The organism is Natrialba swarupiae (assembly GCF_008245225.1).
GTDB classification, from domain to species: domain Archaea; phylum Halobacteriota; class Halobacteria; order Halobacteriales; family Natrialbaceae; genus Natrarchaeobius; species Natrarchaeobius swarupiae.
This window is the reverse complement of record NZ_VTAW01000032.1, coordinates 1-11144: the sequence shown is the minus strand read 5'-3', so window position 1 is coordinate 11144 and position 11144 is coordinate 1. Positions and strand designations below refer to the sequence as shown.

10 protein-coding genes and 1 other RNA gene are annotated in these 11144 nt (G+C 63.4%); 4 read left to right on the top strand and 7 right to left on the bottom strand.

All coding sequences use genetic code 11. The annotated features are described in order from the left end of the window. Positions 1 to 78: 78 nt before the first annotated feature. The 5 genes from ffs to fdhF form a co-directional block, all read right to left on the bottom strand. Positions 79 to 391, bottom strand: an RNA gene (gene ffs / locus FYC77_RS17425) — signal recognition particle sRNA. 165 nt (positions 392 to 556) lie between these two features. Continuing rightward, positions 557 to 3064 carry a dihydropteroate synthase gene (gene folP, locus FYC77_RS17420; protein WP_149082773.1) on the bottom strand — a complete coding sequence of 836 codons (2508 nt, stop codon included), beginning with the start codon at positions 3062 to 3064 and terminating at the stop codon, positions 557 to 559. Between the two features lie 80 nt (positions 3065 to 3144). After that, complete coding sequence (locus FYC77_RS17415; RefSeq protein ID WP_149082772.1) at positions 3145 to 3966, bottom strand: hypothetical protein; 822 nt, start codon at positions 3964 to 3966, stop codon at positions 3145 to 3147. A 73-nt stretch (positions 3967 to 4039) separates the two neighbouring features. Further along, positions 4040 to 4783 (bottom strand): uridine kinase, encoded by a 744-nt coding sequence (udk, locus tag FYC77_RS17410; RefSeq protein WP_149082771.1) that lies wholly within the window; start codon positions 4781 to 4783, stop codon positions 4040 to 4042. 58 nt (positions 4784 to 4841) lie between these two features. Then, positions 4842 to 6986: a formate dehydrogenase subunit alpha gene (gene fdhF, locus FYC77_RS17405; protein ID WP_149082770.1), complete on the bottom strand. Its 2145-nt coding sequence runs from the start codon at positions 6984 to 6986 to the stop codon at positions 4842 to 4844. 288 nt (positions 6987 to 7274) lie between these two features. On the opposite strand from fdhF, the gene FYC77_RS17400 reads away from it, so the two are divergent. Together FYC77_RS17400 and FYC77_RS17395 are read left to right on the top strand one after the other, a co-directional pair. After that, positions 7275 to 7850: a hypothetical protein gene (locus tag FYC77_RS17400; protein ID WP_149082769.1), complete on the top strand. Its 576-nt coding sequence runs from the start codon at positions 7275 to 7277 to the stop codon at positions 7848 to 7850. Positions 7851 to 7942: 92 nt separating this feature from the next. Continuing rightward, a complete protein-coding gene (locus tag FYC77_RS17395; protein ID WP_149082768.1) occupies positions 7943 to 8617 on the top strand; it encodes a molybdenum cofactor guanylyltransferase in 675 nt (224 codons plus the stop codon). A gap of 25 nt (positions 8618 to 8642) precedes the next feature. On the opposite strand, the gene yqeC is transcribed toward FYC77_RS17395, so the two are convergent. Beyond that, on the bottom strand, positions 8643 to 9398 hold the full coding sequence (yqeC, locus tag FYC77_RS17390; protein WP_149082767.1) for a selenium cofactor biosynthesis protein YqeC: 756 nt from the start codon (positions 9396 to 9398) through the stop codon (positions 8643 to 8645). Positions 9399 to 9559: 161 nt separating this feature from the next. On the opposite strand from yqeC, the gene FYC77_RS17385 reads away from it, so the two are divergent. Continuing rightward, on the top strand, positions 9560 to 9799 hold the full coding sequence (locus FYC77_RS17385) for a hypothetical protein (protein WP_149082766.1): 240 nt from the start codon (positions 9560 to 9562) through the stop codon (positions 9797 to 9799). Beyond that, positions 9796 to 10173: a type II toxin-antitoxin system PemK/MazF family toxin gene (locus tag FYC77_RS17380; RefSeq protein ID WP_149082765.1), complete on the top strand. Its 378-nt coding sequence runs from the start codon at positions 9796 to 9798 to the stop codon at positions 10171 to 10173. The genes FYC77_RS17385 and FYC77_RS17380 overlap by 4 nt, the downstream gene beginning before the upstream one ends. A gap of 208 nt (positions 10174 to 10381) precedes the next feature. Here FYC77_RS17380 and FYC77_RS17375 read toward each other — a convergent pair whose 3' ends face one another. Beyond that, on the bottom strand, positions 10382 to 10981 hold the full coding sequence (locus tag FYC77_RS17375; RefSeq protein WP_149082764.1) for a methyltransferase family protein: 600 nt from the start codon (positions 10979 to 10981) through the stop codon (positions 10382 to 10384). Positions 10982 to 11144 lie beyond the last annotated feature (163 nt).

Genomic DNA, 11144 nt, shown 5'->3' with positions numbered 1-11144 from the left:
CAGGGTGACGGTCCCACATATCCGTACCCGTACGAACGGTGTCGTAACTCGTCGGCACTGTAATTCTGATGAAGTATGAGTGTGGAAGCCGCGATTGCCCGTCGTTCCGAACGGGGGAATCCCGGTTGCCTTCTCCACCCCGCGACCCGTCGAGCGACAGGTGTCCGGCGGTCCACTGCTCGCTTCCGCGCCTGATGGGCTGTCGCCGGCTAACCACGGTGGGACGTCCCTGCGGACGGCCACCGTGGACCGCTGTCCCCGACGGACGAGGCTTCCATGTTGGCTCCCGGGGCCCCGGCCGGTCTGACCGGACGCCCACGGCGTTCGGTCCCCGCTGATGACCATAGCGCGGGTACTGAGCAGGGCCAAACTGCCCGACCTATCCATCTCTCCGTAGGCGGTTGGAACTTAAGGACCTTTCGTCTCCGCCAGTGACGTTCGAGGAGTAACCGACGGCTCGAGGGGAAACCCGTTTCATACGGATTGCTGTAACCGTGTCCCGCCGCTCCCGGAGAGTGGGTCCCGGACGCGGTGGTACTGACCGATAGAAATCGTATCAGTCCCACGCGAACCGCTCCGGGTTCCGCGCTGCCAGCGCCGTCCGGACCGCCGCGACGTTCTCCGGAACGTCGTGGACCCGAACGATGTCTGCGCCGCGGTCGGCAGCGAGGGCACTCGCCGCGACGGTCGCCTCGAGGCGGTCGTCTGCGTCGCGACCGACGTGGGCGAACATCGACTTGTGGGAGTGGCCGACGAGGATCGGACAGTCCAGGGCACGAAACTCCTCGAGGCGTCCGAGCATCTCGAAGCTCTCGCGGGCAGACTTCCCGAACCCGATTCCGGGATCGACGACGATCCGATCGCGGTCGACCCCGGCCTTCTCGGCGAGCAGGATTCGCTCGGACAGCTGGTCGATCACGTCCTCGACGACGTCGTCGTAGACGACCTTGCGGTCCGGAACGACGGGAGTGTCGATACTGTGCATCACGACCAGGCCCGCGTCGTGGTCGGCGACGACGAAACGCATCTCGGGATCGTCGAGACCCGAGACGTCGTTGACGACATCGCCACCGGCCTCGAGGGCCGCGTCCGCGACCGCAGCCTTTCGAGTATCGATCGCGATCGAAACGTCGAGGTCGGCCAGCCGTTCGACGACCGGGACGACGCGATCGATCTCCGCCGCGGTCGGGACCGGTTTCGCACCGGGACGTGTCGACTCGCCACCGACGTCGATCACGTCGACGCCCGCGTCGACCATCGCCTCGGCGCGTGCGACGGCGTCGTCGACCGAGTCGTACTCGCCACCGTCGTGGAAGCTGTCGGGGGTGACGTTCAGGATCCCCATGACTGCGGTGCGGTCGTGCCACGGGTACCACGGATCTACTTCGGGATCCGACGATCCGATCTCGAGGCTCTCCCGGAGGTCCCGCGCGATCGATCGAACACCGCCGCGTCCAGGCGAGTGGGACTCGAGGGTCTCGACGAGGCTAGTAAACTGCGCGAGCGTCCCCATCAGGACGGCGTCGACGCGCTCGTCGGTTCGGTCGCCGCCGGTGAGAACGCACTCGCCACCGAGACGGAGGAGTTCTTCCTGCAGCCGGTTCGCCTGGCTCACCTGCAGATTGGTTTCGACGACCCGGTGTATCGCGCTTCGTTCGGCTCGGTCGACGTCGACCGCGTCGACGTCCGCCCCCTCGAGCGCGTCGCGGGCGTCGTCGCGATTCCGGATTCGCTTCGGGACGCTCACTGTCGACCAGCGCGAGCGCGCTTCTGCAACTGCGAACAACGATCCCGTGACGAGCACGCAGTCGTCCGGACCGACCTCCGCCAGAGCGGCCTCGAGGGCATCGGGGACGGAGGGGTTCGTCCGGACGTCCGTGACGCCGGCGTTCGCGAACACCTCGGCCAGCACCGCATCCTCCTCTGCGCGCTCGAGTGACGGCTCCGTCGCCACCACCGCATCGGGGATCGGCAACGCAGCCACCATCTCGCGGTGGTCCTTGTCGTGCATCGCGCCGAAGACGACGATCAGGTCGTCGTACTCGTACGTGGCGAGCGTCTCGGCCAGTTGCTCGCAAGCACCGGGATTGTGCGCACCGTCGAGGATCACCAGCGGATCGGTCCCCATCACCTCGAACCGGCCGGGCCAGTGGGCGTTTCGGAGGCCACGTTCGAGGTTCGCTTCGCTCACATCGCCGATCTGGCCGGCGAGAACGGCGGCGATCCCGGCGTTCTCGGCCTGGTGTCTGCCCGGAAGTGGAATCCTCGTCTCGAGGTCGAGCCCCGCACCCTCGATCGACACGGCGGCTTCGGTGTGGTTCGTCCGACCTTCGTACGTTACGCGAACGTCTACCGGTTCGCCGTCATCGGTGGCACCGTCGTCGCTGGCGTCGCCGGTATCACCGCCGTCGGTCGCGCCGACAGTGATTACCTCACCCGCGACCTCGCGGACCGCCTCGAGTGCGGAGCCTGTGACGCCGGTGACCAGCGAGGCGTCGGCGGGGGCGACGTGAGCCTTGTCGCGGGCGATCGCTTCCTCGGTGTCACCGATGATCCCCGTATGCTCTAAGGTGACGCTCGTGACCGCACTCGCGATCGGATCGACGACGCTCGTCGCGTCGTATTTCCCGCCGATTCCCACCTCGAGAACTGCGACGTCTACGTCCTGTCGACCGAACTGCCACAGCGCGAGTCCGGTCATCGTCTCGAAGAACGTCGGCGACTCGCCGTCGCTGGCTCGCGCTCTCACGTAGTCGCGGACGGCTTCGACGTACTCGGTGACCGCCGACCGTGGGATCTTCCGCCCGTCGACCCGGACGCGTTCTCTGACGTCCGTCAGGTGTGGAGAGGTGTAGAGTCCGACCGAGAGCCCGGCCTCGCGGAGCGTCCGTTCGACCATCCGGGCCGTACTCCCCTTCCCGTTGGAGCCGGCGATCTGGACGAACTCGATCGACTCGTGTGGATCACCGAGATGCGAGAGGAGTCGCGCTGTCGACTCCGTCCCCGGCTTCGGGCGAAATCGCCGCAGACCGAAGAGGAAGTCAACCGCCTCGTGATACTCCATACTCGAATCACAGAGTCCGATCGCTTTAGGGTGTCGAACTCGACCGTTCCGGCGGGCCGTAGCGGTCGGCCCCCGGAGGCTCACGTCGGATTTTCTCTCGCGAACCGACCGCCGTCCCAGCCGCGCAGCCGTGATCTGATGGCCGACTCGAGCGCCCACACGAGCACGAGAACGAGCGCGTACGGGCCGAACAGGAGGATGTGAACCGGGCTGTCGGTCGTCACGAAGACTTCGATAGTCAGGAAATATGGCACGAGCAACGCGAACAGGATCGCCGGCGAGACGATCCCACGAGCGTACAGCGCAGCCAGCGGGACCGCCGCGACGACGGTCGTAACCGCCAGAACTGCGATCGCGGCGACCGACGGGCGAATGCCGGCCCGAAGGACCAACAGCGTGGTCGCGACGCCGACGAGTGCTCCGAGACCGAGAACCGACCACGCCAACTCCGATCTCGAGAGCGGGAACGCGGGGAGGTTCCGAAGACGGTCGTCGCCGACGCCGTAGCCGCGCCTGATCGCGAACTCGAGGCCGCCGGCGACCAGCAGCAACGAGAGCCAGACGTACCACGTGTTCGCGTAGCTCGCGACGTGGGTCGGCCCGTCGACGATCACGTATCCGTCGAGCGTGCTCCACTCCGGATTCGGCGTCGCCAACTCCACGGAGACGGTTCCACCGAGGACGAAGACGAATCCAGCCGCGGGTGCGAGGAGACGGGTGTGTGCGGAGACCGATACCGGGAGGAATCCGACGGCGAAGGCGGTCACTGCGAGAACGGCGACACTCGACGCCGACTCGAGCGTCGGGTATCCCGCGCGAGCGTAGAGTGCGAGGACGGCGGCGACGTTCGTCAGACCGGCGAGCGCACCGATCACGACGGTCGTAGCGGAGGGACGAGCCATACCTGTCCCGTCGACGCCGACCCACATGTACTTTTTCGCACCTGTTCGATCGACGGGAACCGGGCGATCACACTCACTCGGGTGAGCCCAAGTGGTCGGGTGACTCGGTCCCAGATTCGCCCCGATCGAGAGTCGGGCCTCGACCCGAGTCGAACTCCTCGAGCTCCGAATCGGGATCTGAGTCGAACTCCTCGAGATCAGAACTGCCGCGTTCGGCTTCGATCTTGTCGATGAGAAGATCGACGGCGATCCGGTTCGATCCCTCGGGGATGATGACGTCCGCGTTCTTCTTCGTCGGCGCGACGAACCGCTCGTGCATCGGTTTGACCGTCTCGAGGTACTGCTCGATCACACCCGCTAACTCCCGGCCGCGGTCGACGACGTCGCGTTCGATCCGGCGCAAAATTCGAACGTCGGCGTCGGTCATCACGTACACCCGGAGGTCGAGCATCTCGAGGATCTCCTCGTCGTACAGCGAGAGAATGCCTTCGAGGACGATCACTTCCGAGGGGTCGACGGTCACGTGCTCGTCCGTCCGGACGTGTCTCTCGAAGTCGTACTGGGGCATCTCGATCGACTGGCCGGTCAACAGGGCGTCGAGTTGTTCGCGGAGGAGTTCCCACTCGAACGCCGACGGGTGGTCGTAGTTGACAGTCGATCGGTCCTCGTACTCGAGGTGTGAGAGATCTTCGTAGTAGTTGTCGAGGGGAATGCGAGTGAGCGGTTCGCCGACGGCCTCCGCGACATCGTGGGCGACGGTCGTCTTCCCGGCGCCCGTCCCGCCAGCGATGCCGATGACGAACGACGGAATACTCATCGGTCACACCTCGAACCGGCCGATAATCAATCCCGTGATACCAGTTCGCTCGTGTCGCTCACTCGAGGTCGACCTCGATTTCGGCCGCGGCGGCCTTGTACTCCGGGATCTTCGCTTTATCGTCGAGTACGTCGTTCGTAAGACGGTTCGCGGAGGCGGCCGCGAAGTGTGGCGTCGTCCAGACGACGCCTTCTTTCGTGTCCTCGGTTACCTGTGCGACGACCTCGATCTCCCCGCGTCGTGACGAGAGCGTGACCTCGTCGCCGTCTTCGACGCCGTATCGCTCGGCGTCGGCAGGGTGGATATCCACGACGTTCTCGGGGACCTGTCGCTCGAGCGTCGGCGATCGACGGCTCATCGTCCCCGTGTTGTAGTGTTCCTCGACCCGCGCGGTCGTCAGGATCAGTGGGTACTCGTCGTCGGGCGTTTCCGCCGGCAGCGTGTGGCTGACGCCTTCGATCCGACCTAGCCCGCTCTCGGTCTCGAACTCCTCGGCGTAGAGGTAGGGATCGCCCTCGTCACCGGGGACGTAACAGGGCCAGTGAAGCCCCTCCGTCCCGAGTGCGTCGTAGCTCATTCCGTGGTAGATCGGACAGACCTCCCGGAGCTCCTCGAAGACGGATTCCGGATCGTCGAACGCGAAGCCGCCGCCGGGAACCGCCTGACTCTCCGTCGAACCCGACTCGTCACCGTCGAACAGTCGGCTACCGATCTCCGAGAGAATCTCGAGGTCGTGTTTCGTGTTCTCGTGGACTTTCTCGACGCCGCGCATTCGCTGGACCCGCCGGTCGGTGTTCGTGACGGTTCCGTCGCGTTCGGCCCACGACGTCGCTGGCAGGACGACGTCTGCGTACGCTGCCGTTTCGGTCAGGAAGATGTCCTGAACGACGAGGAACTCGAGGTCTTTGATCCGTTCGGCGACCTGGTTCGCGTCGGGTTCGCTCATGACCGGGTTCTCACCCACGACGTAGAGGCCGTGGACTGAGTTGCCGAACTCGTGAGAGATCTCGACGTTCGTCAGACCCGGTTCGTCCGGTATCTCGAACCCCCAGACGTCCTCGACGCGCTCGCGCGCCTCGTCGTCGTCCACGAGTTGATAGCCCGGCAGGACGTTCGGCATCGCACCGACGTCGCAGGTCCCCTGGACGTTGTTCTGCCCACGCAGTGGGTTGACGCCGGTGCCGGGCCGCCCGAGGTTGCCCGTGATCAACGCCAGGTTGATCTCGTTTTGGACGTTGTCGACCCCACAGCGGTGTTGACTCATCCCCATCCCGGTGAAGATGGCCGCATTGTCGGCCTCGGCGTACTTCTCGGCGGCCAGTTCGATCTCCTCGAGGGGTACGCCACACTCCTCGGCTGCCGCCTCATTGTCGAACCCCTCGAGCGTTTCCTGCAGATCGTCGAAGCCATCCGTGCGCTCCTCGACGAACGTCTCGTCGATCCAGCCGTCTTCGGGGCGGTCTTCGTGGTGCTCGAGGATCGTCTTCAGAACGATATTCAACAACGGAATGTCGGTTCCCGGATTCAACTGGAGGTGCTGGTGGCGGTCGGTGTCGTCGATCTCGAACGATCGCGTCGTCTTGTTGGCGTGGGGGTCGACCTGGATGACGGTCGCGCCGTCTAACACCGCCTGCCGGAAGTACTGGCTGTTCGCGATAGGGTGTTGTTCGCCCGGATTCGCCCCCTGGATCCAGAACAGGTCACACTCCTCTCGCAAATCCGCCATGCTGTTGGTCATCGCCCCCGCGCCGAGGCTGGTCCGCAGCGCCCAGACCGTCGAGGCGTGACACATCCGCGTGCAGTTGTCGACGTTGTTCGTCCCGTAGCGGCGGGCGAGTTTCTGGAGGAGGTAGTTCTCCTCGTTCATCGTCTTCGAGGAGCCGAAAAATCCCATCGCGTCCGGCCCGTACTGGTCTCGGATGCGCTCGAGTTCGCTCACGACGTACTCGTAGGCCTCCTCCCAGGTGGCCTCGCGGAACTCACCGTCGTCCCGTATCAGGGGATCGGTCAGCCGATCCTCGTGGTCGACGACCTCGGTCGCCGCGCCGCCCTTGATACAGATGCGCCCCTCGTTGACCGGCGCGTTGCCCCAGGGCCGAAAGCGGACGTCGCCGCGCTCGTCTCCCTGACTGATTTTGATGCCACACCCGACGCCACAGTAGGGACAGATCGTCTCGATCGTGTCCCGTTGGTCACTGGACATTCGTGGAGTACCCCTCGAAATCGAACCGCGTTGTATCCATTCACCACTCGAGCGTGCATGAGTGTTTCTCTCATACGGATTCCTGTCCCGACGTCCCGGCGACCCACCGCCCGGGTCGCAGGTGTGTCAGCACTGACCGACAGTAACCCGTCTCGGCCCAGAAGCCAATATCGTCGGTCGAATTCGAGGTCGGCTCTCGCTCGAGACCCCGGTGACATACCATACTGACGTGTCACCAGCACCGGTTCGTCCGAACTGCTAACACCGGTCACGACGAACACTATCGCAATGGAACTCACGCGACCGATCGTCGAGACCGAGGCGCGGGCCTACCGGGAACAGGCCCCGCTGGCCGTCGTCGAGGAAGAGAACCTCGAGACGCTGCCCGGCGCGTTCGCGTCGGGCGAGTACGGACGACGCGACGCTGCCTGGGTCGTCCGCTGGTACTACCGGCGCTTTCTCGGCGCGTATCCCGACGACCGGCGACGGGAGGCGGAAGGTCGGTTCTGGGACACCGAATTCGAGGACGTCAGGAGCGCCATCGACGACGCAGTGAACGCAGACGACGCCGTGGTCGGTCTCGAGTCGCTGATAGAACTCGACGGGGTCGACGTTCCCGTCGGCTCCGGTTTCCTCCAGTTTATCGATCCCGACGAGTACGTCGTCGTCGGGCCACGGGTGTGGGCGACGCTTCACGCGGCCGGCGACCTCGAGCGATCTTACCCCGACCCGCCGTCGATTTCGACGTACGAAACGTACCTCGAGCGGTGTCAGGAACTCGCCGGCTGCTTCGACTCCGACCCGTGGACGCTGTATACGGCGCTGTTCAGACTCGGTGACGACGGTCACCCTGACTCCGCGTGACAACGCTCCGGCCGGTCGCCGCCGGCCGAACCGATCGTCGGTTCACCCGCCCGGCCCGGACCCTTTTGAGCCGGCCCGACTAACTGTCGGGTATGACCGCGGACTCCGAACCATCGAAGCGGTCAGCCGTCGTCCTCGCGGGGGGTCACTCGACGCGGTTCGGTGAGGCCGACAAGGCCGTCGCCGACCTCGCGGGAACGCCGATGATCCGCCAGGTCGCCGACCGAATCCGACCCCTCGTCGACGACCTCGTCGTCAACTGCCGGGCCGAACAGGTGTCCGCGATCCGTGACGCCCTCGAGTCCGGCACCCACTGGACGGACATCGATCGTGACCAGACGACCTGCTTCGCGGTAGATCCCGTCCCCGACCAGGGCCCACTCGCCGGCATCGCGACGGGGCTTCGCGCGGCCAACGGCGAGTACGCGGCCGCCGTCGCCTGTGACATGCCGTTCGTCGATCCGGGTTTTCTCGAGTACCTGTTCGACCGCGCGATCGGCCACGACGCCGCCGTCGTACGCGTAGACGAGTGGTACCAGCCGACGCAGGCGGTCTACCGGACCGACGCGACGGCCGAGGCCTGCGAACGCGCGCTCGAGCGAGGGGACCGCCGGATCGTGGAGGCACTCGCCGATCTCGACTGTGTCGTCCTCGAGGAATCGGAGATGCGTGAGCACGCGACCCTCGAAACGTTCGAGAACGTCAACACCCGTGAGGAACTCGAGGCGGCGGCTGAACGGCTCGATGCCGATCGCGCGCCCCACTAATCCCTCGGTCGTCCGGCCGTCACTCTCACTCGAGTACGTCGACGACCGGCTCGTCGGCGATCATCCGCGCGAGGACCACCCGCGAGACGCGCGGCGTCGACTCGAGCACTGCCGTCCCGATCTCGCGAGCCACCTCCGCAGCCGCGGCGTCGTCGACCTTGTTGAGAAGCGGGACGACCGTCGCGTCGTCGGGGACGTCCGCCAGTCCGCCCCGCTCACTCGCGAGGACTCGAGCGACGTCGATCGGCCGGATCGGGTCACCGATCTCGCGTCCGGTGATCGCCGCCACTCGTTCGGGCCGGTGAACCTGATCGGTCGAGAGCGGCGAACCGACCGCGGCGACGCTGGCGACCGGGACGACCGTCTCCGCGGCCCGCGGAAGCTGTGGCTCGTGATCGTCGGGCGCTTTGAGTTCGCGGGTCCGAGCCCCGTCGGCTTTAACGAGGACGAGATCCGCCACTCCGCTCGCTGCGAGGTCGGCGACCACCGACGGCTCGTAGCCGACGTACCGATCCTCGCCTTCCGTATCGGGAACGACGCCGAGGGGTCCCTGATCGAGTTCTGCATCCGTCCGCTCGACGGCCGCGATCGGATCGTCGGTGACGACGACTCGCTCGACCTGTCGGTCGAAGATCGGAATTCTGACGGTTGCAGTGACGACTGTCCGCGCTCCTCGGTCGGCGGTTCGCCGTGCGAGCGCGTAGAGTGTCGTTTTCTTCCCACCTGCCCCGACGACAGCGACGAGACCTGACTCGGCCTCGAGCGCCCCGAGCACGTCCATGTTCTCGATACCTTGGCGAGCGACTAATCGGTTTGGTGGTTATCTAGTGGGCCTTTGTTCAACGTCGTTCAGGTGGATGAACTCCATGGTACGAATCACAGAAAATATCTACCGTGGGTAATAGTGGGTAAAACTCATTCAGCAATGTCCAAGTCGGAAACATGACGAAAGTAGATGCTCGGGATTTCCGAACTAACGAGACCGATGATCGAGGTCGAATCTATCTCGGAACAGAGTACGCGAACAAGCGTGTAACCGTCGCCGTCGTCGAGGTGGAATCTGGCCAACCCAACGAAGATGAACTGGCTGCTGCGTACCGCGAGGCATCTGAGAGTGCGGAAGAGCTTGCAGAAGAGTGGGACGAAGCATCGGACGAGGCGTGGGACGGGCTGGATAAATGAGCGAGGACTCGGAAATTCGTCGCGGCGGCGTTGTTATCGTTCGGCTTGATCCTGCGGAAGGGAACGAGATCTCGAAGTGCTGGTCTTCCGAGATGAAGAACACTCGCCCTGCGGTAGTCGTCCAGAACGATGTTGGGAACAAAAATGCCAGTACAACTATTGTCGCACCTGCGACGGGAACGTATCGAGGCTATCCGTTCGAGGTCCTCGTTGAAGCGGCGGAGTCACCGTTCGAGAAAGATTCCTCGGTCCGTCTCGACCAGATACGTGTCGTCTCCATCGAAAAACGGGTTCACTCGGTGCTTGGAAGCCTCGACACAGAAACGATGAAGGCGGTGGACGAAGCGTTGAAACTGAGTTTCGGACTAAACTGACGTATGCGTTGCGATCAGTATAGGGTGAGTAGTTACAGAAGCAACTCTCGATTTTTCTGAACTCTGCCAAAAGCCGCCTGCTGGATAGAGAGATAAGTTCAACACATGGGTTTCGTTTGTTTCCCATTGAAACTATCGAACTATTCTTCCACCACACGTACATTCTACGTGTTAGATTTTTATCTAGAACCTGAATGTGCATACTTTTCTACCATACATAGGGGATCAGTCGATGAGGCGTGCGCTCCAAATAATCCAGATATGGCTCGCCGAGTTCTTTCGAAAGGACGCGCTCCTCAATACGCATGCGATAGAAATACGCGATGAAGAGCAAACTGACGATCACAATGAGGCTTATCCAGTTGTTAAGAACGAGAGCTATCCCAGTATATTGAACAAGACCCCCAGTGTAAGATGGGTGTCGAACCCATCGATACGGACCTGTATCGACGACCTGCTGGCTTTGGTGTATCTTGATGGAACTCGTAAAGTAGTCATCCAACGTTCGCACTGCGTACTGTCGGAGCCCAGTACCGAGGAACAGAACAGCAATCCCTCCCACGAAGAGAACGCGAACATCCCCCAAAATGGACATTGCAGGAAATACATAAACGGCGGCAACGCCTGCGAGGAAGCCACTACCAACGGCAACACCGATAACCCGTTTCGACCCCTCGTCTCGCGTCTTGGCAGTTTCAGTATCGGAACGCCGGTGACGTATTTCTCGGAGAATATCTGGCCCCAGCGCTACAGCGATTGCACCGTAGAAAACAAAAAGAGACACCGGATCGTCGAATACGGTCCCCATGTGATATCGGCTTCGACAGTCTGTCTGTTGAATCCTTCGCCTGTGCTGACTGGTCGTTGTCATCGATAATCGAGCAGAATCCCGTGCTCAGTCGATCACACCGACAGCCTCACTGTCTTGTCCAGTAGGCGCTGAATCTGGTTGAACTGTGCTCGGCCCGTCT

What these genes read in the sequence shown, in the direction of transcription:
- folP (WP_149082773.1), bottom strand. Translation starts at nt 3,064, where the DNA reads ATGGAGTATCACGAGGCGGTTGACTTCCTCTTCGGTCTGCGGCGATTT.
- FYC77_RS17415 (WP_149082772.1), bottom strand. Translation starts at nt 3,966, where the DNA reads ATGGCTCGTCCCTCCGCTACGACCGTCGTGATCGGTGCGCTCGCCGGT.
- udk (WP_149082771.1), bottom strand. Translation starts at nt 4,783, where the DNA reads ATGAGTATTCCGTCGTTCGTCATCGGCATCGCTGGCGGGACGGGCGCC.
- fdhF (WP_149082770.1), bottom strand. Translation starts at nt 6,986, where the DNA reads ATGTCCAGTGACCAACGGGACACGATCGAGACGATCTGTCCCTACTGT.
- FYC77_RS17400 (WP_149082769.1), top strand. Translation starts at nt 7,275, where the DNA reads ATGGAACTCACGCGACCGATCGTCGAGACCGAGGCGCGGGCCTACCGG.
- FYC77_RS17395 (WP_149082768.1), top strand. Translation starts at nt 7,943, where the DNA reads ATGACCGCGGACTCCGAACCATCGAAGCGGTCAGCCGTCGTCCTCGCG.
- yqeC (WP_149082767.1), bottom strand. Translation starts at nt 9,398, where the DNA reads ATGGACGTGCTCGGGGCGCTCGAGGCCGAGTCAGGTCTCGTCGCTGTC.
- FYC77_RS17385 (WP_149082766.1), top strand. Translation starts at nt 9,560, where the DNA reads ATGACGAAAGTAGATGCTCGGGATTTCCGAACTAACGAGACCGATGAT.
- FYC77_RS17380 (WP_149082765.1), top strand. Translation starts at nt 9,796, where the DNA reads ATGAGCGAGGACTCGGAAATTCGTCGCGGCGGCGTTGTTATCGTTCGG.
- FYC77_RS17375 (WP_149082764.1), bottom strand. Translation starts at nt 10,981, where the DNA reads ATGGGGACCGTATTCGACGATCCGGTGTCTCTTTTTGTTTTCTACGGT.